21 protein-coding genes and 1 tRNA gene are annotated in these 23,184 nt (G+C 70.1%); 16 read left to right on the top strand and 6 right to left on the bottom strand.

Translation table 11 applies throughout. The features are described from left to right. Positions 1 to 99: 99 nt before the first annotated feature. Both ACRDSK_RS11325 and ACRDSK_RS11320 read left to right on the top strand, forming a co-directional pair. Positions 100 to 1,932, top strand: coding sequence for an acyl-CoA dehydrogenase (locus ACRDSK_RS11325; protein WP_431440199.1), 1,833 nt, complete (start codon positions 100 to 102; stop codon positions 1,930 to 1,932). A gap of 78 nt (positions 1,933 to 2,010) precedes the next feature. Beyond that, the gene (locus tag ACRDSK_RS11320) at positions 2,011 to 2,289 is read left to right on the top strand and encodes a GlsB/YeaQ/YmgE family stress response membrane protein (RefSeq protein WP_431440197.1); all 279 of its coding nucleotides are present in this window, start codon (positions 2,011 to 2,013) and stop codon (positions 2,287 to 2,289) included. Positions 2,290 to 2,347: 58 nt separating this feature from the next. Here the strand turns inward: ACRDSK_RS11320 and ACRDSK_RS11315 are convergent, their stop codons facing one another. From ACRDSK_RS11315 to ACRDSK_RS11305, 3 genes are all read right to left on the bottom strand, one after another. Next, on the bottom strand, positions 2,348 to 4,180 hold the full coding sequence (locus ACRDSK_RS11315) for a VanW family protein (protein WP_431440195.1): 1,833 nt from the start codon (positions 4,178 to 4,180) through the stop codon (positions 2,348 to 2,350). A gap of 14 nt (positions 4,181 to 4,194) precedes the next feature. Then, the gene (locus ACRDSK_RS11310; RefSeq protein WP_431440222.1) at positions 4,195 to 4,488 is read right to left on the bottom strand and encodes a GroES family chaperonin; all 294 of its coding nucleotides are present in this window, start codon (positions 4,486 to 4,488) and stop codon (positions 4,195 to 4,197) included. 395 nt (positions 4,489 to 4,883) lie between these two features. Then, positions 4,884 to 4,954, bottom strand: a tRNA-Gly gene (locus ACRDSK_RS11305). A gap of 57 nt (positions 4,955 to 5,011) precedes the next feature. Between ACRDSK_RS11305 and dcd the strand changes: the two genes are divergently transcribed. The 6 genes from dcd (at position 5,012) to ACRDSK_RS11275 (ending at position 10,919) form a co-directional block, all read left to right on the top strand. Further along, positions 5,012 to 5,593 carry a dCTP deaminase gene (dcd, locus tag ACRDSK_RS11300; RefSeq protein ID WP_431440193.1) on the top strand — a complete coding sequence of 194 codons (582 nt, stop codon included), beginning with the start codon at positions 5,012 to 5,014 and terminating at the stop codon, positions 5,591 to 5,593. Between the two features lie 119 nt (positions 5,594 to 5,712). Beyond that, positions 5,713 to 6,540: a DUF4097 family beta strand repeat-containing protein gene (locus tag ACRDSK_RS11295; RefSeq protein WP_431440191.1), complete on the top strand. Its 828-nt coding sequence runs from the start codon at positions 5,713 to 5,715 to the stop codon at positions 6,538 to 6,540. Positions 6,541 to 6,692: 152 nt separating this feature from the next. Beyond that, positions 6,693 to 8,549, top strand: coding sequence for a molecular chaperone DnaK (gene dnaK, locus ACRDSK_RS11290; protein WP_431440189.1), 1,857 nt, complete (start codon positions 6,693 to 6,695; stop codon positions 8,547 to 8,549). Between the two features lie 47 nt (positions 8,550 to 8,596). After that, positions 8,597 to 9,283, top strand: coding sequence for a nucleotide exchange factor GrpE (grpE, locus tag ACRDSK_RS11285; protein WP_431440188.1), 687 nt, complete (start codon positions 8,597 to 8,599; stop codon positions 9,281 to 9,283). A gap of 26 nt (positions 9,284 to 9,309) precedes the next feature. Further along, the gene (gene dnaJ / locus ACRDSK_RS11280; RefSeq protein ID WP_431440186.1) at positions 9,310 to 10,488 is read left to right on the top strand and encodes a molecular chaperone DnaJ; all 1,179 of its coding nucleotides are present in this window, start codon (positions 9,310 to 9,312) and stop codon (positions 10,486 to 10,488) included. Then, positions 10,488 to 10,919 carry a heat shock protein transcriptional repressor HspR gene (locus ACRDSK_RS11275; protein ID WP_431440184.1) on the top strand — a complete coding sequence of 144 codons (432 nt, stop codon included), beginning with the start codon at positions 10,488 to 10,490 and terminating at the stop codon, positions 10,917 to 10,919. The genes dnaJ and ACRDSK_RS11275 overlap by 1 nt, the downstream gene beginning before the upstream one ends. 668 nt (positions 10,920 to 11,587) lie before the next feature. Here ACRDSK_RS11275 and ACRDSK_RS11270 read toward each other — a convergent pair. After that, positions 11,588 to 12,766: an FAD-binding oxidoreductase gene (locus ACRDSK_RS11270; protein ID WP_431440182.1), complete on the bottom strand. Its 1,179-nt coding sequence runs from the start codon at positions 12,764 to 12,766 to the stop codon at positions 11,588 to 11,590. A 584-nt stretch (positions 12,767 to 13,350) separates the two neighbouring features. Between ACRDSK_RS11270 and ACRDSK_RS11265 the strand changes: the two genes are divergently transcribed. The 3 genes from ACRDSK_RS11265 to ACRDSK_RS11255 all read left to right on the top strand — a co-directional run bounded on the left by ACRDSK_RS11265 (position 13,351) and on the right by ACRDSK_RS11255 (position 18,434). Then, positions 13,351 to 13,989 carry a pyridoxamine 5'-phosphate oxidase family protein gene (locus ACRDSK_RS11265; protein ID WP_431440181.1) on the top strand — a complete coding sequence of 213 codons (639 nt, stop codon included), beginning with the start codon at positions 13,351 to 13,353 and terminating at the stop codon, positions 13,987 to 13,989. Positions 13,990 to 14,236: 247 nt separating this feature from the next. Further along, positions 14,237 to 16,828, top strand: a complete 2,592-nt coding sequence (gene clpB / locus ACRDSK_RS11260) for an ATP-dependent chaperone ClpB (RefSeq protein ID WP_431440179.1) — start codon at positions 14,237 to 14,239, stop codon at positions 16,826 to 16,828. 274 nt (positions 16,829 to 17,102) lie between these two features. Continuing rightward, a complete protein-coding gene (locus ACRDSK_RS11255) occupies positions 17,103 to 18,434 on the top strand; it encodes a lanthionine synthetase LanC family protein (protein WP_431440177.1) in 1,332 nt (443 codons plus the stop codon). A 22-nt stretch (positions 18,435 to 18,456) separates the two neighbouring features. Here ACRDSK_RS11255 and ACRDSK_RS11250 read toward each other — a convergent pair whose 3' ends face one another. Both ACRDSK_RS11250 and ACRDSK_RS11245 read right to left on the bottom strand, forming a co-directional pair. Next, positions 18,457 to 18,942 (bottom strand): SRPBCC family protein, encoded by a 486-nt coding sequence (locus tag ACRDSK_RS11250; protein ID WP_431440175.1) that lies wholly within the window; start codon positions 18,940 to 18,942, stop codon positions 18,457 to 18,459. Continuing rightward, positions 18,939 to 19,316, bottom strand: coding sequence for an ArsR/SmtB family transcription factor (locus ACRDSK_RS11245; RefSeq protein ID WP_431440173.1), 378 nt, complete (start codon positions 19,314 to 19,316; stop codon positions 18,939 to 18,941). The genes ACRDSK_RS11250 and ACRDSK_RS11245 overlap by 4 nt, the downstream gene beginning before the upstream one ends. Before the next feature lie 95 nt (positions 19,317 to 19,411). Between ACRDSK_RS11245 and ACRDSK_RS11240 the strand changes: the two genes are divergently transcribed. From ACRDSK_RS11240 to ACRDSK_RS11220, 5 genes are all read left to right on the top strand, one after another. Then, on the top strand, positions 19,412 to 20,110 hold the full coding sequence (locus ACRDSK_RS11240) for a hypothetical protein (RefSeq protein ID WP_431440171.1): 699 nt from the start codon (positions 19,412 to 19,414) through the stop codon (positions 20,108 to 20,110). Positions 20,111 to 20,157: 47 nt separating this feature from the next. Then, entirely contained in the window at positions 20,158 to 20,937 is a 780-nt protein-coding gene (locus ACRDSK_RS11235) for an SDR family NAD(P)-dependent oxidoreductase (protein WP_431440169.1), read from the top strand. Between the two features lie 3 nt (positions 20,938 to 20,940). Further along, positions 20,941 to 21,618 (top strand): DUF3137 domain-containing protein, encoded by a 678-nt coding sequence (locus tag ACRDSK_RS11230; RefSeq protein ID WP_431440167.1) that lies wholly within the window; start codon positions 20,941 to 20,943, stop codon positions 21,616 to 21,618. Between the two features lie 89 nt (positions 21,619 to 21,707). Continuing rightward, the gene (pyrE, locus tag ACRDSK_RS11225) at positions 21,708 to 22,271 is read left to right on the top strand and encodes an orotate phosphoribosyltransferase (RefSeq protein ID WP_431440165.1); all 564 of its coding nucleotides are present in this window, start codon (positions 21,708 to 21,710) and stop codon (positions 22,269 to 22,271) included. Between the two features lie 49 nt (positions 22,272 to 22,320). Beyond that, the coding region (locus ACRDSK_RS11220) for a LemA family protein (protein WP_431440164.1) at positions 22,321 to 23,184 on the top strand (864 nt) is incomplete at its 3' end.

Raw genomic sequence — 23,184 nt, 5'->3', positions numbered from 1 at the left:
CGGTCAGCTTCGACACATGTTTGCTTGCCGACGGCTACCCGCAAGTAATATCCTGATGTTACTGCCCAGTAGGGGACCGCGAAACGGGGAGCGAACATCATGGGCCACTACCAGAGCAACGTCCGCGACCTGGAGTTCAACCTCTTCGAGGTGCTCCGTGTCCAGGACCGGCTGGGCAAGGGGGTGCTGGCAGAGGCCGACGAGGACACCGTGCGCGGAGTGCTCGGCGAGCTCGACAAGCTGGCCACCGGCCCGCTGGCGGAGTCGTTCGTCGAGGGCGACCGCAACCCGCCGGTGTTCGACCCCAAGACCCACTCGGTGACGCTGCCCGAGGCGTTCCGCAAGAACTACCAGCAGCTCTGGGACGGCGAGTGGTGGCGACTGGGCCTCGTCAACGAGCTCGGCGGCTTCGGCCTGCCCCCGTCGGTGCAGTGGGCCGCCTCCGAGCTGATCCTCGGCGCGAACCCGGGGGTGTTCATCTACCTGTCCGGCCCGAACATGGCCCAGGTGCTGTACCGCAACGGCACCGAGGAGCAGCAGCGCTGGGGCCGGCACATGATCGAGCGGGGCTGGGGCTCCACGATGGTGCTCACCGAGCCCGACGCGGGCTCCGACGTGGGCGCCGGCCGGGCCAAGGCCGTCAAGCAGGACGACGGCTCCTGGCACATCGACGGAGTGAAGCGCTTCATCACCTCCGCAGAGCACGACCTCACCGAAAACATCGTGCACATCGTGCTGGCCCGGCCGGAGGGCCACGGGCCGGGCACCAAGGGCCTGTCGATGTTCATCGTGCCCAAGTTCCACTTCGACTCCGAGACCGGCGAGCTCGGTGAGCGCAACGGCGCGTACGTCACCGGCGTCGAGCACAAGATGGGCATCAAGGTCTCCACCACCTGCGAGCTCACCTTCGGCCAGCACGGCATCCCGGCCAAGGGCTGGCTCGTCGGCGAGGTGCACGACGGCATCGCGCAGATGTTCCAGATCATCGAGTACGCCCGGATGATGGTCGGCACCAAGGCGATCGCGACGCTGTCCACCGGCTACCTCAACGCGCTCGGCTACGCCAAGGAGCGGGTGCAGGGCGCCGACCTCACGCAGATGACGGACAAGACCGCGCCGCGGGTCACGATCACCCACCACCCGGACGTCCGCCGCAGCCTCATGCTGCAGAAGTCCTACGCCGAGGGCCTGCGCGCGGTGTACCTGTACACCGCGTCGCTGCAGGACCAGGCGTGGACCGGCGAGGGTGACGAGGCCGCGCGCGACCTGGCCGCCCGGGTGAACGACCTGCTGCTGCCGATCGTCAAGGGAGTCGGCTCCGAGCGGGCCTACGAGCAGCTGGCGCAGTCGCTGCAGACGCTGGGCGGCTCGGGCTTCCTGCAGGACTACCCGATCGAGCAGTACATCCGCGACTCGAAGATCGACTCGCTGTACGAGGGCACCACGGCGATCCAGTCGCTCGACTTCTTCTTCCGCAAGATCGTGCGGGACAAGGGCGCGGCGCTCGCCTTCCTCGCCGGCGAGATCTCGGCGTTCATCGAGGCGGAGAGCGGCAACGGCCGGCTCAAGGAGGAGCGCGCGCTGCTCAAGCAGGCCCTCGAGGACGTGCAGGGCATGATCGGCACGCTGGTCGGCTACCTGACCGAGTCGCAGCAGGACCCGCGCAGCGTCTACCGGGTCGGCCAGCACAGTGTGCGACTGCTGCTGGCGACCGGCGACCTGCTGGTGGGCTGGCTGCTGCAGCGGCAGGCCGAGGTGGCGATCGCCGCGCTGGACGCGGGTGCGTCGGGCAAGGACAAGGCCTTCTATGAGGGCAAGCTCGCCGTCGCGGCCTTCTTCGCGCGCAACGTGCTGCCGGAGCTGTCCGCGGGCCGCAAGATCGTCGAGAACGCCGACAACGCGTTGATGGAGGTCGACGAGGCCGCGTTCTGATCGTGACCGACCACGAGGTGTAACCGGCGCGGAACGGTGGTATGAGTTGGCCACCAACCCAAGCGCTGAGGAGCAGCTATGTGGACTGGTTACTCGATTGTCGGTCTGCTCATCGCGGGCATCGTCCTGGGTATCCTGGGGCGGTTGGTCGCGCCGGGCAAGCAGAAGATCCCGTTCTGGCTGACTATCATCGCCGGCATCGTCGGCGCCTTGCTCGGCAACGTGCTGGCGTCCGCGGTCGGTGTGCGCGAGACAGACGGGATCGACTGGATCCGGCACATCTTCCAGATCATCGTGGCGGCCGTGGCCGTCGTGCTCGCCGCGTCGCTGTACGGACGCTCCCGATCCCGCACGTGACTTGCTGAACGAGAAGGGCCCCCGGCATCACGCCGGGGGCCCTTCTCGTTGCTCGGGTCTACCTGCCCGGCGGCTTCTTGCCGCAGACGATCTTGGGCTGCGGGTTGTAGCGGACGGAGCGGGTGTCGCGGCTGACCTCCGCGCCCGACTTCGCGTCCCGGATGATCCGGGTGTCGGACGTCGTGAAGCCCTGCGCGCCGTCGCCGGCGTGGCAGTTCTCCGCGGGGCCCTGCTTGGTCTCCGGGTTCGTGAAGGCGCTGCGCCCGCCGGTGACCGACTCGACGTTGTACTGCTTCGTGCCCCAGATCTTCACCGTGATCGACTCGGGCGACCAGATGGCCTGGATGGCCACGCCGGTCGCCGAGTCGTTGGTGAAGGCCAGGTCGATCACGCTGCTGCCGTCGTGGTTCTGGAACACCGTCGCCTCGCGCGCGGCGGGGTAGCGGCTGATGTAGTAGCTGTGCTCCTTGTGTCCCGCGTCGGTCATCGCCGCGAAGTAGGAGGCGTTGTACAGCGTGGTGGCGAACTGCGAGATGCCGCCGCCGACCTCGCGGCTGGGCGCGCCGTCCTTGATCACGCCGGCCTCGACGTAGCCCTCGGCCGCGGTCCGCGGGCCGGTGAAGCCGTTGAGGCTGAACGTGTCGCCCGGCTTCACGATGGCGCCGTCGACCTCGGCCGAGACCGTGCGGATGTTGACGCCGGACTCGGGCGCGAAGCCGCCGGTGGTGAACTCGCCGATGACCTCCTTGATGCCCAGCTTGTTCGCCGCGGCGGTGGTGACCTTCGCGGGCTTGTGCTTGTAGCTGGCGGTCAGCTCGCGGTCGTCGGTCTGCTGAAGCACGTCCATCAACGGCGTCAGGCTCTTCTTCCAGTCGACGCCCTTGCCGTCCTGCGACGGCTGGACGGTCGGCGCGCCGCCGCTGAAGACGATCTCCGCGTCCTTGCCCTCGATCTCCGTGGACTTGAGCTGCGGCTGGCACACGGAGACGATCTTCTTCTGGTCGACCTTCGCGGTCAGCCCGCCCTTGTTGTCGGGCGCGAACGTCAGGGCCTTCGCGATCGCCGCCCGCTCGAGCGTGGCGTCCTTGCCCTCGCCGTGCACGATGACCGGCCCGGACACGGCGGGCTCGGCGATCTCCTTCATGGCCCGCTCGATGCCCTCGGCCGTGGTCTTCACCGGCGTCGAGTCGACCGGCAGCTCGATCGCCTCGCCGGTGGCCCAACCGTCGACGAGCGCCTTGCGGGCGCCTTCGCCGTCGAGCGTCTGGCCCTGCTTGGGCTCGATGGCGATCGGGGTGACGCCCTCGAACTTGATGCCGCCCTCGGTCGGCTTGCGGTCGGTGTTGTCGCGCAGCACCTCGACCGCGGCGGTGAGCGCGGAGTTGTCGGTGGTGGTGGCGACGTTGACGTTCTCGGTGGTGAAGAACGAGGCGAGCCGGGTGAACGGGTTCAGCGGCTGGTCGCCGGCCTTGTCGAGGGTGGCGTCCCAGTCGATGGTGAGGCCGGCCTTGACGGGGTCGACCTTCGCGGACTCGTCGCCGATCGTGACGTCCACGGGCGCGGTGAGCCGGGGCTCGATGGCGCTGCGCAACGCCTGCTCGGCGTCCTCGTGCGACTCGCCGCCCACGTCGACACCCGCGACGCTGACCCCGCGCGGCACGTCGCCGCTCGTGGCGATGAGGTCGACGGTGTAGAGCACGACGAGCGCGCCGAACACCGCGCCGACGATGATCCCCGTACGGCGCAGGTTCGGTCTCTTGTCGCCCCAGCCCTTTTTGATCTTGACTGTGGGCTCGTCACCGGTCACCGGCGCGGGTGCCGGAACCGGCGGGGGCGCCGGGTTGAGCACGTCGGTCTTGTCCGCGTGCGACTGCGGCCACTGGTAGTCCACGGGTCGCCTTCCCCTTAGAGATAAAGACCGGTGCCGTGCTCGGTCCGCTCGCTGGCGATCGCGTGCAGGTCCCGCTCCCGGATCACCAGATACATCTGCCCCTTGACCTCAACCTCGAGCTGGTCGTCCGGGTTGAACAGGACCCGGTCGCCCACCTTGACGTTGCGCACGTTCGTCCCGGCGCCGAGCACGTCGCCCCACGCCAGTCGCCTCGCCATCTGAGCCGTGGCCGGGATGACGATGCCACCGCTGCTCCGCCGTTCCCCTTCCTCGGGAGTCAGCCGCACCAGGACCCGATCGTGCAGCATCTGAATCTCGAGTTTGAGTTCCGGCACCGAGGAATGGTAACCGCCCCCGCACGAGGGGCTTCCACGTGTCAGCCCCTTGGCGCGCCCCCGAGTCGGACGTTGTCGGGACGTTGTGCCGATCGGCCGCAGCCTGGTCGCGAACGCCAAGCTCAAGGCCCCCGATCGGCGCAAGCCTGGGACTCGGTGGGCGCGGAGCGAGATCGACACGCCGCCCCGACCTCACCCGGTCGCAGGCCAGGGAGTCGTGCGTCGACGGCATGATCGCCGCCGAACTCGGCTGACACGTTCATCCCCACCAAGACCGTCACCACTCTCATCGGCACGGCCCGAGAAACAGAACAGGTGTCTCCGAAGATCCGGAGACACCTAGCTTGAACTGGGAAAACTCCACCCAGAGCGGATGACGGGAATCGAACCCGCGTTCTCAGCTTGGGAAGCTGATGTTCTACCATTGAACTACATCCGCAGGGCCCGTCCAGCGGGCCTCGATGAGCTTACACGTCCTCGCGGATAGGGTGTGTGGGTGCTGTTGAGCGACCGTGACCTGCGTAAGGAGCTCGAGTCCGGGCGCCTCGGACTCGACCCGTTCGACGAGGCCATGCTCCAGCCCTCCAGTATCGACGTGCGACTGGACCGCTACTTCCGCGTCTTCAACAACACGCGCTACACCCACATCGACCCCAGCCAGCAGCAGGACGACCTCACATCGCTGGTCGAGGCGGTCGACGACAACCCGTTCGTGCTGCATCCCGGGGAGTTCGTGCTCGGGTCGACCTTCGAGGCCGTCGACCTGCCCGACGACCTCGCCGGGCGGCTCGAGGGCAAGTCGAGCCTCGGTCGCCTGGGCCTGCTCACCCACTCGACCGCGGGCTTCATCGACCCCGGCTTCGAAGGCCACATCACGCTGGAGCTCTCCAACGTCGCCAACCTGCCGATCACGCTGTGGCCCGGCATGAAGATCGGCCAGCTCTGCCTCTTCCGGCTCTCCAGCGCCGCCGAGAACCCCTACGGCTCCACCGCCGCCGGCTCCCGCTACCAGGGCCAGCGCGGCCCCACCCCGTCGCGCGCCTACCTCAGTTTCCACCGCGTCGACACGCGCCGCTGAGCCGCCCGCGTCCGGGGGCCAGCCCCCAGGGTCGATTCGGGGGCCTCCCTGATGCCCGCCCGCTCACCTGCGCAATAGCGTCGATCCGACGCAAGTTTACTGAGCAGAGGGGCACCGACATGGGGATCGGACGGGCCGTCGCGGCGGCCGCAATCGGCATCATCGGCCTGGGAACGCTCGCCGCGTGCGACTGGGTCGCGACCGAGTCGTACTCCGACTCGACCAGCGTCGGGCAGCCGTTCACGAGCGTGCGCTTCGCCAACGACTCCGGCAGCATCACCATCCGCGGCGGCGACGAGGCGAAGGTGCAACGCGAGGTCCACTACCGCGACGAGAAGCCGTCCGAGGACACCTACCGCGTCCGCGACGGCGTCCTCCAGGTCGACTCGTGCGACCGGCGCGACTGCTGGATCGACTACGAGATCACCGTGCCCGAGGGCACCACCGTGTCCGGCCAGCTCGACTCCGGTGCCGCGAACGTCTCCGGCGTGGCCGAGGTCAACATGCGGTCGAGCTCGGGCAAAGTCGAGATCAACGACGTCGAGGGCGAGGTCAACGTCGAGGCGAGCTCGGGCTCGGTGAGCCTGTCCGACATCGGCGGCGCGGTCGTCGCGAAGGCCGAGTCGGGCGCGGTGCGTGCGGACGACGTACGCGGCGACCTGACGCTGCAGGCCTCCTCGGGCAGCGTCGAGGCCCGCGGAATCGGCGGCGCGACACATGTCGAGTCCGACTCGGGCAAGGTCGTGGTGGAACTCACGGTCGCCGAGGACGTGCGCGTCGACGCCGACTCCGGCAGCGTCGAGGTGGCCGTTCCGGACGGCTCCTACCAGGTCACCACCAGCTCGGACAGCGGCAACGTGAGCAGCGAGATCGACAACGACGCGGCCGGCGACCACAAGCTCGACCTGCACACCGACAGCGGGAGCATCGACGTCACGCGAACCTGAGCCGGGAACCTTCGGCGCGGACGCGACGTTAGGATGGCAGGAAGGTTGAGCGAGAAGGGCTCAAGTCTGGTTTGACGACCCATCGGGTCCGTCGGCAGACTTGAGCGAGGAGCACTCAACCCACACAGGAGCACAAAGCAGGAGGGAATCCAATGGCGCGAGCGGTCGGAATCGACCTGGGGACGACCAACTCCGTCGTCGCCGTCCTCGAGGGCGGTGAGCCGACGGTGATCGCCAACTCCGAGGGTTCGCGGACCACCCCGTCGATCGTGGCCTTCGCCAAGAACGGCGAGGTGCTGGTCGGCCAGCCGGCGAAGAACCAGGCGGTCACCAACGTCGACCGTACGGTCCGGTCGGTCAAGCGACACATGGGCACGGACTGGAAGACCGAGGTCGACAGCAAGACGTACTCCGCGCAGGAGATCAGCGCGCGCGTGCTGATGAAGCTGAAGCGCGACGCGGAGTCCTACCTCGGTGAGCAGATCAGCGACGCGGTCATCACCGTCCCCGCGTACTTCGAGGACGCCCAGCGACAGGCCACCAAGGAGGCCGGCCAGATCGCGGGCCTGAACGTGCTGCGGATCGTCAACGAGCCGACCGCGGCGGCGCTGGCCTACGGCCTGGACAAGGGCGAGAAGGAGCAGACCATCCTGGTCTTCGACCTCGGTGGCGGCACCTTCGACGTGTCGCTGCTGGAGATCGGCGAGGGTGTCGTCGAGGTCCGCGCGACCTCCGGTGACAACCACCTCGGCGGCGACGACTGGGACCAGCGCATCGTCGACTGGCTGGTGGACAAGTTCAAGCAGTCCGCGGGCATCGACCTGACCAAGGACAAGATGGCGCTGCAGCGCATCCGCGAGGCGTCGGAGAAGGCCAAGATCGAGCTGTCCAGCTCGAACAGCGCCAACATCAACCTGCCGTACATCACGGTGGACGCGGACAAGAACCCGCTGTTCCTGGACGAGACGCTGTCCCGCGCGGAGTTCCAGCGGATCACCACCGACCTGCTGGACCGCACCCGCGCGCCGTTCAACAACGTGATCAAGGACGCCGGTATCAAGGTCGGCGACATCGACCACGTGGTGCTGGTCGGCGGCTCCACCCGGATGCCCGCGGTGTCCGACCTGGTCAAGGAGCTGACCGGCGGCCAGGAGCCGAACAAGGGCGTGAACCCGGACGAGGTCGTCGCGATCGGCGCGGCGCTGCAGGCCGGCGTGCTGCGCGGCGACGTCAAGGACGTGCTGCTGCTGGACGTCACCCCGCTGTCGCTGGGCATCGAGACCAAGGGCGGCGTGTTCACCAAGCTCATCGAGCGGAACACGACCATCCCGACCAAGCGCTCGGAGATCTTCTCCACCGCCGACGACGGCCAGACCACGGTCGGCATCCAGGTCTTCCAGGGTGAGCGCGAGATCGCGGTGCACAACAAGAAGCTGGGCACCTTCGACCTCACCGGCATCCCGCCGGCACCCCGGGGCGTGCCGCAGATCGAGGTCACCTTCGACATCGACGCGAACGGCATCGTGCACGTGAGTGCGAAGGACCTGGGCACCGGCAAGGAGCAGTCGATGACGATCACCGGCGGCTCGGCGCTGCCGAAGGACGACATCGACCGGATGGTCAAGGACGCGGAGGCGCACGCCGAGGAGGACAAGCGCCGCCGCGAGGAGGCCGAGGTCCGCAACCAGGCCGAGACGCTCGTCTACCAGACGGAGAAGTTCGTCAAGGAGAACGACGACAAGATCCCGGCCGAGATCAAGGAAAAGGTCAACGTCGCGATCAAGGAGGCGCAGGAGTCCCTCAAGGGCACCGACACCGCAGTCGTCAAGGACGCGATGGAGAAGCTCGCCACCGAGTCGCAGGCCATGGGCTCGGCCATGTACGCCCAGTCCGGCGCGCAGGCGCAGGGCGGCGGCGACGCCGGTGCGGGCGCGCAGACCGACGAGCAGGCCACGCCGGGTGCCGAGGACGTGGTGGACGCCGAGATCGTCGACGAGGACAAGAAGTGAGTTCGGATCGCCGATCGCCCGAGAACTCCGGAGAGGAGCCGCGAGTCGTGGTGCGCGACCGTCGCCGGATCGACCCTGAGACGGGTGAGGTCCGGCCCGCGCCGGAGCCGGAGGAGACGACGCAGCCGGAGCCGGCCGACCCCGACGGGGCGGCCGGTGCCGGTGTGGACGCCGAGGCGCCGAGCCAGGAGGCCGAACTGAAGGCGCAGCTCGACGAGCGGACCGCCGACGTGCAGCGGCTGCAGGCCGAGTACGCCAACTACCGCAAGCGGGTCGACCGGGACCGCGAGGTCGTGGTCAACACCGCGAAGGCCACGGTGGCCCAGGAGCTGCTGTCGGTGCTCGACGACATCGAGCGCGCCCAGCAGCACGGCGACCTCACCGGCGCGTTCAAGGCGGTGGCGGACAAGCTCGTGGCGACCCTGGAACGGGTCGGGCTGGAGTCCTTCGGGCACGACGGCGAGGAGTTCGACCCGTCGGTGCACGAGGCGGTCCAGCACGACACGTCGCCGGACGTCGCCGGGCCGACTGTCACGGCGGTGCTGCGCCGGGGTTACCGGTTCGGCGACCGCATCGTGCGAGCCGCGCTGGTCGGCGTCACGGACCACGAGTCGGGTTCCGCCGCCGAGCCCGACGCCCCGGTCACGCCGGCGACCACCGCGCAGCCCGACGAGTCGAGCGACTGGTTCGCCTCGACCGGTTCCGACGGGCCGGCCGAGCGGCCGAACGACTAGATCTGATTCGGGAGGAGGGGACGTCCGTGAGTGCGAGGGACTGGATCGACAAGGACTTCTACCACGAGCTGGGCGTCTCGTCCGACGCCGGCGACGCGGAGATCAAGAAGGCCTACCGGAAGCTGGCGCGCGAGCTGCATCCGGATGCGAACCCGGGCAACGCCCAGGCAGAGGCCCGCTTCAAGGCGGTGTCCGAGGCCTACGGCGTGCTCGGGGACCCGGACAAGCGCAAGCAGTACGACGAGGCCCGCCGGCTGTTCGGCGCGGGCGGGTTCCGGCCGGGCGGCTTCGGCGGGTTCGGCACGGGTGGCGGGTCCACGTTCGACTTCGGTGACCTGTTCGGCGGCGGCCAGCAGGCCGCCGCCGGCGGGGGCATCAGCGACCTGCTCGGAAACTTGTTCGGCCGCCGCGGCGGCACCGCGAGCGCGACCACCCGGCCGCGCCGCGGGGCCGACGTGGAGACCGAGGTGCGCATCGACTTCGTCGAGGCGGTGAAGGGCGCGACGGTCCCGCTGCGGCTGTCGAGCCCGTCGACGTGCGGCACCTGCCACGGTTCGGGTGCCAGACCCGGCACCACCCCGCGCATGTGCGCGAACTGCAACGGGGCCGGGCTGGTGAGCCGCAGCCAGGGCGCGTTCGCGTTCAGCGAGCCGTGCCGGGACTGCCGCGGTACCGGCCGGATCGTTGACGACCCGTGCCCGGAGTGCAGCGGCGACGGCGTCAGCACCCGGACCAGGACGCTGACCGTGCGGATTCCCGCGGGCGTCAACGACGACCAACGGATCCGGCTGGCCGAGCAGGGCGAGCCGGGCTCGAACGGTGGGCACGCGGGTGACCTGTACGTGCGCGTGCACGTCACGCCACACGTGATCTTCGGCCGGTCGGGCAACGACCTGACGATCAAGGTGCCGGTCACGTTCCCGGAGCTCGCGTTGGGCACCACGCTCACCGTGCCGACGCTCGACGACAAGGTGTCACTGCGGGTGGCGCCGGGCACGGCGAGCGGCCGGGTGCTGCGGGTGCGGGGCAAGGGCATCCAGCGGCGCGAGGGCCAGACCGGTGACCTGCTGGTGACCCTGCAGGTCACCGTTCCATCCACTATGGACGACAAGGCGAAGCAGGCGCTCGAGGACTACCTGTCGGCCACCGCGGGGCACGACCCGCGGCCAGACCTGACGGCGATGCTGCAGCAACGGAGCGAGTGATGACGGGCATGTCGTTTCCTCCGGGGGCCGACGAGGACACCCCGATGTTCGTGATCTCGGTAGCCGCCCAGCTGTCCGGCCTGCACGCCCAGACCCTGCGCGGCTACGACCGGATGGGCCTGGTCTCCCCGGGCCGCTCCTCCGGCGGCGGCCGCCGCTACTCGATGCGAGACATCGCCCTGCTCCGCGAGGTCCAGCGACTGTCGCAGGAGCAGGGCGTGAACCTGGCGGGCATCAAGCGGATCATCGAGCTGGAGCACGAGGTCGACCACCTGCGCGCCCGCCTGGCCGAGCTCACGGAGGAACTGGCCGCGGTACACGCGGCGGCGGAACAGGCAGCGGCGGCGATCCACCGCTCGTACCGCAACGAGCTGGTCCCTGTCCGCCAGCAGACGGCCCTCGTCGTCTGGAAACCCAACCGCCGCAAGTAACTCCCACCTTCCCCCGGCGAGTTCACTCGGAGCAGTGCCGCGCGCTCTGAATTTGTCGTACCTCCTGGCTAGACTTGAAATCAGGGGACCCCGAGGGGGTTATCCACAACCCGGGGCGATGTCCACAGATTTCGCGTGTCTGACTCCGAAGCCTCGGTTCTTCGGGTATATCCCTGGGCGCCTGGTCGGCCCGTCTCGACCCGCCGAACCCGCAGCTGTGCCAACGCATCCCGCCCTCGACACCTGCGCGGCAGTGCCGGTAGAGAACAACCGTCCGGAACTGTCAGTCCCCACGACTAGACTTGAAATCAGGGGACCCCCGAGCAGTTGTCCACAACTCGGCGAGGTATCCACAGATCCACGCGCAGGGTCCAGAATTGTCGGTCCTCGCGATTAGACTTGAAATCGGGGGCCCCCGACGTCCAGCGGCGTGCGAGGCGAGAGCAGCGGTCGTCGGCGGGGGCGCTCCATTCCGATCCGGCGGGGCCATCGGGCCGTCGGATACCACGCCATCCCACGTCAGGGTCGAGCACGGGCGCGGCGCGTCAACCGACGCGGCCTTCATGGAACGGCTGTGGCCAACGTCGACTTGTCCACAAGCTTGATCGACGACGGCCGGAATCGTCGGTGGGTGTCCATACGCTGGAAACCGGGGGCCGGAGGCCAGGTCAGTCCACAGTGAACGGGTCGTACGTGATCCGATCCAGCGCCGTCCCCGCCACGAGCATCCGCGACACCGTCGACCTGACCATCGGCGGCGAGCCCGACACCAGCACCTCGTGGTCGGGCCACGCGCCGTAGCGGGTCACCACGTCCGCGAGCGTGCCGCGCTCCATGCCGGGCACCCTCGACTCGGTCTCGAGGACCGGCACGACCGTGAGCCACGGGTTCGTCGACGCGACGTCCTGCAGCGTCTCCAGGTCGTACAGGTCCGCGCGCACCCGCCCGCCGTAGAACAGGTGCACCTTCGGGTTCTCGCCCCACCGGGACAGGTGCTCGACCAGCGACCGCATCGGCGCGACGCCCGTGCCGCCGGCGATCATCAGCACGTCGCGGCCGGCCTTGCGGTCCACCCGCAGCCGGCCCATCGGCGGCCCGATTCGCCACATGTCGCCCGGTTCCGAGGCCGAGACGATCGACCGGCTCACCCAGCCGCCGTCGACGGCCCGCACGTGGAACTCCAGCAGACCGTCGTCGCGCGGCGCGGTCGCCGGCGTCAGGTAGCGCCACATCCGCGGCCGGTGCGGCGTCTCCACGCTCACGTACTGCCCCGGGTGGTACGGCACCGCGAAGTCCGGCTGCACCCGCACCACCGCGAGGTCACGGTTGAGCCGCTGGCGCTCGACGACCTTGCCGTTCCACCACGCCGGACCCTCGTCCGCGTTCGCGGACTCCAGCATGGCCCGCGCCATGATCGTGTAGGCCTCGGCCCACGCGCGCTCGACCTCGTCGGTCCACGCACCGCGCGCAAACTGCTTCACCCCGGCCAGCAGCGCCATGCCGACGGCCTCGTAGTGGCTCGCCACCACACCGAACTTCCGGTGGTCGCGGCCGAGCTGGCGCAGGAACGGGATCAGGTCGTCCGGCCGGTCGACCATCTGCACGACGTGCACCAGGGCACGCAACAACCGCGAACGCTGTACCTGCATGTTCACCGGGAAGAGCTCCCGGGTCGCCGGGGCGATACTGAACAGCGTCGCGTAGAAGAACTCAGCTACCCGGTCCGCGTAGGGCTCGACGACAGCCCAGCTCTCGCGGACGTACCGCACCATGATCGCCACCGGGTCCGAAGTCGGCTCGTGGCTGTCCTGGCGCGGTATGGGGCTCACAACGGCGTTTGCTGTCATGGTCGGGGCACAGACTCCACCTCTCGGCGTCCGGGGTGGACGCCGCACGTTCCAGTTCGCGGTCACCCGTCCCCGACACGTGGACACTAGACGGAAACTCCCCCGTTGTCCGCACTCGTGGCACTTTCGTGTGAGACGCCACTACACAGGGTGGTCGCTTTGGGACGATCGGATGACTTCTCGGGGAGGGGGCTTCGCCCCGCCGCGCCGGGCATGGGAGCGTGTCCGCCGTGCGACCAGACCGGGTTACCCCCGCCGGTGTTGCCGATCCAGCGCTGCTGGACCTCGAATTCGCCGATGACCAGCAGGTTCTTCCGCCCCGTATGCGGCCGCGCCCGCCCGCGCCCGTCGTCTCGGCGGCCGCCGCGGGCTCGCCGGCGGATGGACCGACCCGAAAACTTCGCCCGATCGGTCGTACCGGGGCGCCTGTACCGCCGCGCCCCGCGCAACATCCAGCCCAGCCTTCGCTGCCCCAACCAGGTCCACCGCGACCCGGCCAACCGGTCTATCCGCCGATGAACCGCGGTCCGGCCGGCGACTGGTTCCGGCAGCCGCCCGCCCGGCCGCAAGGCCCCGCGCCGTCAATGGGGACCCAACAACCGCCGCCGCGACCGGAGCCAGGCCCGGGCTCCGACGGCGAGCACCTCCTGCAGTGCGCCTACGGCTCGGCGGACCGCGCGCAGCGCTTCTACCGCGACCAGGTCCTCGACCACCTCAACGACGACATGATCACCTTCGTCGGCCGGATGGAGCTGGCCTTCATCGGCACCGCGGACGCCGGCGGCGAGTGCGACTCGAGCCTGCGCGCCGGCCCGCCCGGCTTCCTGCACGTGCTCGACGAGCGCCGCGTCGCCTATCCCGAGTACCGCGGCAACGGCGTGCTCGCGAGCCTCGGCAACATCAGCGAGAACCCACACATCGGCATGCTGATGATCGACTTCACCGAGGACGTCATCGGCCTGCACGTCAACGGCCAGGCCCGCATCGTCGAGGACGCCGACCTGCGCGCCCAGTGGCCGGGCCTGCCCGCCGAGGTCGAGCGCGGCCGTGCGCCCGAGCGCTGGGTGGTCGTGCACGTCGAGGAGGCCTACGTGCACTGCCGCAAGCACATCCCTCGCATGCAGCCGGTCCCGCGCAACCGCGACTGGGGCACGGACGACGTGCGGCGCAAGGGCGGTGACTACTTCGGCGTTCGTGCCCGACAGGGCGTGACCGCTCGCTGAGACCACACCCGGGATCACTCGGGTGGCGGTGGCGACTGGGACGGCGTCCTCCCGGTACACAGCTTCCTGTGGATAAAGACCTGGGGATTGTGGACAAGTGGGGTCGACCTGTGGACAGTGTCGTTGGTACATGTGGGTGAAGTCCGGCAGCATGCACGTCACAGCGTGAAAATCTGGGGGTTGAGCGGAACCGACTCAACTTTACTGACGTTGGGGTAGTGAGGGAACGCAACGTGAGGTGAGGGGATTGGACGCTTTCAACCCGACGACGATGACCCAGCAGGCGATCTCGTCGGCGGCGCAGGCCGCGACCACAGCCGGCAATCCGGACATCAAGCCGGTGCACCTGCTCGGCGCGCTGCTCGCGCAGGGCGAGGGGCTGACCGCACCGCTGCTGACGGCCGTCGGCGCCGACCCGGGGGTGATCCGCAAGGAGCTCGACCAGCTGTCGAACAGTCTGCCGTCGGCCACCGGTGCCACGGTGTCCGCGCCGCAGCTCGACGGCCAGGCGCTGCGTGCGGTGACCCATGCGCAGAAGCTCGCCACGGAGATGGGCGACGAGTTCGTCTCGACCGAGCACCTGCTGGTCGGGCTCGCGGCCGAGGGCGGCTCCGTGGCCGACCTGCTCAACCGGCACGGCGCCACGCCCGAGGCGCTGCGCGAGGCGTTCGTCAAGGTCCGCGGCTCGTCCCGGGTCACCAGCGCCGACCCGGAGGGGACGTACAAGGCACTCGACAAGTACGGCGTCGACCTGACCGACCGGGCACGCAAGGGCGAGCTCGACCCGGTGATCGGCCGCGACGCCGAGATCCGCCGGGTCGTGCAGGTGCTGTCCCGGCGCACCAAGAACAACCCGGTGCTCATCGGCGAGCCGGGTGTCGGCAAGACCGCGATCGTCGAGGGCCTGGCCCAGCGGATCGTGGCCGGCGACGTGCCCCAGTCGCTGCTCGGCAAGCGGGTCGTCGGCCTGGACCTCGGCGCGATGGTCGCCGGCGCGAAGTACCGCGGCGAGTTCGAGGAGCGGCTGAAGGCGGTGCTCAAGGAGATCACCGAGTCGGCCGGCCAGGTCATCACGTTCATCGACGAGCTGCACACGATCGTGGGCGCGGGCGCCACCGGCGAGGGCGCGATGGACGCCGGGAACATGATCAAGCCGATGCTGGCCCGCGGTGAGCTGCGGATGGTGGGCGCGACCACGCTCGACGAGTACCGCCAGCACATCGAGAAGGACGCCGCGCTCGAGCGGCGCTTCCAGCAGGTCCTGGTCGGTGAGCCGACCGTCGAGGACACCGTCGGCATCCTGCGCGGGCTCAAGGAGCGCTACGAGGTGCACCACGGCGTGCGGATCACCGACGGTGCGCTGGTCGCCGCGGCCGCGCTGTCCGACCGGTACATCACCGCCCGCTTCCTGCCGGACAAGGCCATCGACCTGGTCGACGAGGCCGCGTCGCGGCTGCGCATGGAGATCGACTCCCGGCCCGTCGAGATCGACGAGGTCGAGCGCGCCGTGCGCCGGCTGGAGATCGAGGAGATGGCGCTGGAGAAGGAGCAGGACGAGGCGTCCCGGCAGCGGCTCGCCACGCTGCGGGCGGAGCTCGCCGAGAAGCGTGAGCGGCTGTCCGCGCTGACCGCCCGCTGGCAGAACGAGAAGGGCTCGATCGAGAAGGTTCGCGAGCTCAAGGAGCAGCTCGAGCAGCTGCGCGGCGAGTCAGAGCGGGCCGAGCGCGACGGTCATCTCGAGCGCGCGTCGGAGCTGCGGTACGGCCGGATCCCGGCGCTGGAGAAAGATCTGGAGGTGGCCACGCGGAGCGCGGCGCACGCCGACGCGCAGGTCATGCTGAAGGAGGAGGTCGGCCCGGACGACGTGGCCGACGTCGTGTCGGCGTGGACCGGGATCCCCGCCGGCCGGCTGCTCGAAGGCGAGACCGCGAAGCTGCTGCGGATGGAGGAGGCGCTCGGCGCGCGGGTCATCGGCCAGGCCGAGGCGGTGCGCGTGGTGTCCGACGCGGTCCGCCGGGCGCGGGCCGGGGTGGCCGATCCGGACCGGCCGACGGGCTCGTTCCTCTTCCTCGGGCCGACCGGCGTCGGCAAGACCGAGCTGGCCAAGGCGCTGGCGGAGTTCCTGTTCGACGACGAGCGCGCGATGGTGCGCATCGACATGAGCGAGTACTCCGAGAAGCACTCGGTGGCCCGGCTCGTGGGTGCGCCGCCCGGGTACGTCGGCTACGACCAGGGCGGCCAGCTGACCGAGGCGGTGCGGCGGCGGCCGTACAGCGTGGTGCTGCTGGACGAGGTGGAGAAGGCGCACCCGGACGTGTTCGACGTGCTGCTGCAGGTCCTCGACGACGGCCGGCTGACCGACGGCCAGGGCCGGACGGTGGACTTCCGCAACACGATCCTGGTGCTGACCTCGAACCTCGGCTCGCAGGCGATCGCGGACGTGTCGCTGGACGAGCTGCAGCGCAAGGACGCCGTGCTGTCGGTGGTGCAGCGCCACTTCAAGCCGGAGTTCCTGAACCGGTTGGACGACGTGGTGGTGTTCCACTCCCTGGCGACCGAGGAGCTCACGTCCATTGTGGACATTCAGGTCACGCAGCTGGGCAAGCGCCTGGCCGCGCGCCGGCTGACCTTGGACGTGTCTCCGTCGGCCCGCGAGTGGCTCGCCATCAACGGCTTCGACCCGGTGTACGGCGCCCGCCCGCTGCGCCGCCTGGTGTCGTCGGCGATCGGCGACCAGCTGGCGAAGGCCCTGCTGGCAGGGGAGATCCGCGACGGCGACACGGTCCGCGTGGACATGGCGCCCGACAGCTCGGCGCTGATCGTCGGCCGCGCTCTCTGAGCCTGCTGAGACCCGCGAGTCCAGTGTGGACTCGCGGGCCTCGTCGCGAGCTTGTCCACAACCGCCCCAGTTGTCCACAGAAACCGTTCGACCACGCCTTTCGTCAGGGCTCCCCGGTAGACTGACGGTCACGAGGGGTGCCCCCGGAGAGGGTGGGGGCTACGTTTCTTGGGTTCTGCACGCGCGTGTGCGCGCGGGGGTTGTGCGTGCCCGATGTGCTCTGGGTCGGGGTGCTGGGACTGTGGGGGCTGGGGTGCGGGCTGAGCAGCGGGTCGTGAGCTACGTCGACGTCGCCGAGGCCGGTTGGCGGTGGGTGCTCGATCAAGTGCGTTGGGACGACGACGGGCCCTGGATCCCCGAGTCCTCGCCCGGCTCGCTCAACCCCGACTACCGCGACGGCATGCACAGCGGCCTCGGCAGCCTCGCCCTCGCGCTCGCCGACGTGCGGCTCACCCGCGACTGGACCGCCGAGGAGCAGCGCCTCGCCGGCGCCGTTGCCGGCCGGCTGCAGGCCGACATTCCACTCGAGACGGACTGCACCTACTTCGACGGCCTGGTCAGCACCATCGGCGTGCTCATCGCGCTCGGAGAGGACGCCGACGCGGCCGTCGAACGGCTCCTCGACCTCGCCACGACCGACGGGTGGCCCCAGACCTTCCTGCAGCCACCCCGCTTCCTGCCGAACGCGCGCATCAACGACCTCGTCCTCGGTACGGCTGGTGTGCTGCTCGGCGCGTTGTGGGCGCGGCGCGCCGGCGCGCGGCGGGCCGACGAGCTGGCCGCGCACGCCGCCGCCGTGCTGCTCGACGAAGCGCGGACCACGCCGGCGGGCCTGGACTGGCCCTTCGTGCCGACGCGCTTCCGCACCGACGACGACGTCGCGATGCCCAACCTCTCCCACGGCGTCGCCGGCATCGCCACCACCCTCGCGCTCGCCGGCGCCGAGCTCGGCCGTGCCGACCTCGCCGACGCCGCCCGCCGCGGCGCCGAGCACCTCGTGACCCTCGGCGACACGACAGGCGACACGACAGGCGACACGACAGGCGACACGAATGGCGGCGGCTTCGTCGTCCCGCGCCGGATCCCGAAGGCCGAGGACCAGGACGAGTTCACCTACAACTGGTGCCACGGCCCGGCCGGCACCTCACTGCTCTTCCCCGCCCTCGAACGAGCCGGCGCCGTGGACATCGCCGGCGACGAACCGGGAACCTGGCACCGCCGCTGCCTCGACAGCGTCCGCAACTCCGGCATCCCCGAGCGCCGCCACCCCGGCTTCTGGGACAACGACGGCCGCTGCTGCGGCACCGCCGGCGTCGGCGAGGTCTTCCTCGACTCCTGGCAGCGCACCGGAAACGCCGACGACCTCGACTTCGCCCTGCACCTCGCCGACACGCTCGTCGACCGGGCCATCCGCAAAGGTCCGCACGCCTACTGGCGCTTCATCGAGCACCGGGCGGCCGAACCGCTGCTGCCACCCGGCGTCGGCTGGATGCAGGGCGCGGCCGGCATCTCCGCGTTCCTGTTCCGGGCCGCACGGGTCGCGAACGGCGACCGGGCAGTCGTCGCGCGCATGGACACCTGGTGGGCGCTCGAACGGCCGGCGTGAGCCGGCCGCCCGAGCAAGACACTCAGCCGGCGAGCAGTTCGTCGAGCTTCTTGTAGCCCTCGACCACACCCGACTCCATGCCGCTGGCCAGGATCATGTCCCGGCCCTCGAAGCTGTCCACCAGCGTCAGGTCCGTCAGCCGCGTGCGGCCGCCGGGCAGCTCCTCGAACGTCAGCGTGTTCAGGATCGCGGCGTCGTCGAGGCCCACCATCGACTGTGTCTGCACCAGCCGGTCCGGCGAGCGCAGCTCGTGGAACGAGCCCCAGAACGCCACCACCTCGTCGGAGCCCTGCAGCACCGTGTACTTGTAGGCGCCGCCGGACACCGGGTCCCATCTGTCCAGACGGATCGACGACGACGTCGGCCCGAGCCAGCGGACGAACAGGTCGGGATCCGTGAACGCCCGGTACACCCGCTCCGGGGGCGCGTCGAACTCGCGGACGATGCGGATGACCGGCACCGTCGGGTCGCTCTCGATCCGGGTCTCGGGGGTCGTACGAGTGGTCATGATGCTTCTCCTCGGTCAGTCTTCTCGGCACTCGCCTCGGTCTCGGCGAGCAGGGCGTCCAAGCGGCGGAACCGCTCCTCGGCCGCCCGCCGGTAGCGCTCGATCCACTTGGTCATCAGGTCGAACACCTCCGCCTCGAGGTGGCAGGGGCGGCGCTGCGCGTCCCGCGACCGCGTCACGAGCCCGGCGTCCTCCAGCACCTTCACGTGCTTGGAGACCGCCTGCACCGACACGTCGTACGGCTCGGCCAGCTGGCCGACCGTCGCGTCCCCGACCGCGAGCCTCGCCACGATGTCCCGCCGCGTCGGGTCCGCGAGGGCTCCGAACACCCGGGACAGCCGGTCCTCGACCACCGCCGCCTCCTTATCAACCATTTGGTTGTAGACAAGGTAGCACCTTTGTCAACCATTTGGTTGTAGAAGGCGCGCCGGATCTTGGTTGCGCCCTTCGGCCTACTACGCTCTGCGGCGTGGGAATACCGGCATGGGTCTGGTTCGCCGTCGCGGCCGTCCTCGCGCTCGCCGGCGCCTTGGTCCTGCTGCGTGACCGCGCGCGGCTGACCTCCCGCAACAGGGAGCGCCGTCGCTGGGCAGCACTACGCGGCTGGCAGTTCGCCGACCACGACCACGTCCTGCCGGACCAGTGGACCGGCGGCGTGATCGCATACCACGGCGGCGGCGTCGCGCGTGACGTCGTCGCCGGCTCGACCTTCACCGCAGACGGGCGGCGGCGCGTCTACGTCTTCGACCTCGAGACGGGCGGCCGGGTCACCGCCGTCATCGCCGCCGTGCAGTGCCGGCGCACGCTGCCCGCGATCGTCGAGCTGTGGTTGCCCAGCTCCCCGTTCCAGCGCGAGCACATGCCCGAGCTCCTCGGCCCGGTCGGCCAGCGGTACGCGTTCGTCTCCGACCTGACCGCCGCGCGCGGGCTGATCACCCCGGACCTCGTCGACGCCACGGAGGAGATCGGCGCGGACATCGCGGTCACCTGGATCGAGGGCGGCTGGGTGCTCGCCAGCGCCGCGCCGCACGTGAGCCCGTCCCGGCTCGAGCGGCTGCTGCGCGGGATCGGCGAGGTGGCCGACGTGATCGACCCGTTCGACGCCGAGATTGACCCGGTCGGCGAGCACGAGCAGCCGACCGGGCGACACGGGGAACGCCGCGAGTAGCGGCGGGGCGAACGCTCACTCGATCGGTGAGCGATTAACGTGTCCACATGCCAACAGCGCTCGTCACCGGGGCGACGGCCGGGATCGGGGCCGCGTTCGCCCGTAAGCTCGCCGCCGAGGGATACGACCTGGTGATCGTGGCCCGCACGAGAGACCGCCTACGGGACGTGGCGACGGAGCTGGCCGAGGCGCACGGCGTGGACGTCCAGCCGATGACCGCCGACCTGTCCACCACGCGCGCCCGCAAACGGGTCGAGGAGCGGCTCGCCGACACGGAGAAGCCGATCGACCTGCTGGTCAACAACGCCGGCTTCGGCACCCGCGGCGCGTTCAGCGAGGCGGACCCCGACGAGCTGCAGGCACAGCTCGACGTCAACGTCACGACCGTGATGCGGCTGACCCGCGCGGTGCTGCCGGGCATGCTCGCCCGCGGCCACGGCGGCGTGATCAACGTGTCGAGCGTGGCCGGCTACTTCCCCGGCGTCGGGCCGACCTACGCCGCCACCAAGGCCTTCGTGACCGCGTTCTCCGAGGGCATCGCCGCGAACCTCGTCGGCACCGGCGTGCGGATGATCGCGCTCGAGCCCGGCTTCACCCGCACCGAGTTCCACGAGCGCGCCGGCGACGACAAGTCCGCGGTGCCGGACCGGCTCTGGCTCGACGCCGACAAGGTCGTCGCGGACTGCCTGCGCGCCCTGCGCCGCGGCCGCGCGCGCTCGGTGCCCAGCCTGACGTACAAGGCGCTGCTCACCGTGCCGCGGCTGCTCCCGCGCTCGCTGCTGCGGCGGTTCGAGACGATGGCCTCCTCCGGGCGGGACCGGACCTGACCCATGGACATCGGCACGGTGCTGCTGGTCATCCTCGGCCTCGCGGTGGTCGCCGCGGTCTTCTACTTCCAGCACAAGGCACACCAGAAGAAGGTCGCCGAGTTCACCGCGTTCGCCGCGAAGCGCGGCTGGCGCTACACCGAGCGGGACCGCTCGCTCATCGACCGGTTCCGCGGCGACCCGTTCGGCCGCGGCCACGGCCGCGACGCCAAGCACGCGCTGCGCGGCGAGCACCGCGGCCGGCAGGTCCTGGCGTTCGAGTACTCCTACAAGGAGACCGAGGGCAGCGGCGACGACCGGCGCACCACGACCTACCGGCACACGGTCGTCTCGCTGTCCCTGCCCGCTGCCCGGCCGACGCTGCAGGTCGGCCGCGAGGGCTTCGGCCGCAAGCTGCTCGGCTTCGTCGGCGTGCGGGACCTGCAGCTGGAGAGCGAGCAGTTCAACGAGGCGTTCCACATCAAGGCCGACGACGACAAGTTCGCCTACGACGTCCTGCATCCGCGGATGATGGAATGGATGCTGAGCGACCAGCGGGCGCAGTCGGTGCCGTTCCGCTTCGAGCGGGGCGACCTGATGACCTGGGACCGGGAGAAGATCGACGTCCGGAAGGTGGAGTGGATGCTCGACTACCTCTGCGACGTCGTCGACCGGGTGCCGAGCTTCGTCTGGAAGCCATGAGACGGCAACCCGTGGCCTTGGGCTGAGCCTCGTCACATCGGGCGCGCCGGAGCCGGGTTTTGTCGGTGGCGCATGAGAGGCTCGCGTTCGTGCGTACCGCTCCTGGTGTCGACCTGACGGCGAAGCGCGAGCTGGCCCGGTTGGTGGCCGAGCTCGCCGTGGTGCAAGGACGCGTCGTGCTCTCCTCCGGCCTGGAGGCCGACTACTACGTCGACCTGCGGCGGGCCACGCTGCACCACTCGGCGGCCCCGCTGATCGGCCGGCTGCTGCGCCAGCTCACCGCAGACTGGGACTACGTCGCCGCGGGCGGGCTCACGCTGGGCGCGGACCCCGTGGCCGGCGCGATGATGCACGCCGCCGCGGCGGCCGGCGAGGTGCTGGACGTGTTCGTGGTGCGCAAGTCCACCAAGGAGCACGGGATGCAGCGACGCATCGAGGGCATCGAGGTGGCGGGCCAGCGGGTGCTCGCCGTCGACGACACCTCGACCACCGGCGCCAGCGTGCTCACCGCGGTCGACGCGCTCACCGAGGCGGGCGCGACGGTCGTCGGCGTGATCACGGTGGTCGACCGCGACACCGGTGCGCGCGAGGCGATCGACGCGCGCGGCCTGCCGTACCGGTTCCTACTGGACCGGGCCGACCTGGGGCTCTGAGGTCGACTTCCGTTCCGCAGGGCACCCGCCGACGCGATAGCCTGCCCGGGTGGACGCAGCAGTGATCATCATTCTGGTCGTCGTCGTCATCATCGTGATCGTCGTCGTGGCGTTCATCGCGAGCTACAACAAGTTCGCCAGACAGCGCAACACGATCGAGGAGTCCTGGCGCCAGATCGACGTCGAGCTGCAGCGCCGGCACGACCTGATCGGCAACCTCGTCGAGGTCACCAAGGCGGCCGCGAAGTTCGAGCAGCAGACGCTGACGCGGGTCGTCGAGGCGCGCAGCCAGGCCATGGCCGCGCACGGCTCTGGCCCGGCGGCGCAGGGCGACGCGGAGCGCTCGCTGAACGGCGCGCTGGCGAACTTCTTCGCGGTGGCCGAGCAGTACCCGAACCTCAAGGCGAACCAGGACTTCCTGTACCTGCAGCAGCAGATGGTCGAGACCGAGGACCGCATCGCCGCCGGCCGCCGGTTCTACAACGGCAACGTCCGCGCGTACAACACCCGGTTCGACACGTTCCCGTCGAGCATGATCGCGAACTTCGGGAAGTTCCAGAAGAAGGAGTACTACGAGGCGGACGACCCGCAGGTGCGCGCCGCGCCATCGCTCAAGGGCGCCTTCGACAGCCTGAACGAGCCGGTCACGCCGACGCCCCCGCTGGGCATGATCCAGCAGCAGGGCGTCCCGCAGCAGCAGGCGTTCCCCGCGCAGCAGCAACCGGCCGTCCCGCCGCCTCCGCCGCAGGCGCCCGCCGCACCGGCCCAGCAGCCCATGGCACCGCAGCAGCCACCCGTCCCGCCGCAGCAGCCGCCCGGCGGAGCGATGCCCGCGCCGCCGCAGGCCCAGCCGCCGCAGGCCCCGCCCGCACCGCCGCACGGCGGGCCGCCCCGCAACGTGGTGCCGCAGGCC

Origin of the sequence: Actinophytocola sp. (assembly GCF_050699915.1) — a bacterium.
Lineage (GTDB): Bacteria > Actinomycetota > Actinomycetes > Mycobacteriales > Pseudonocardiaceae > Actinophytocola.
This window is presented reverse-complemented; position numbering and strand designations above follow the sequence as displayed.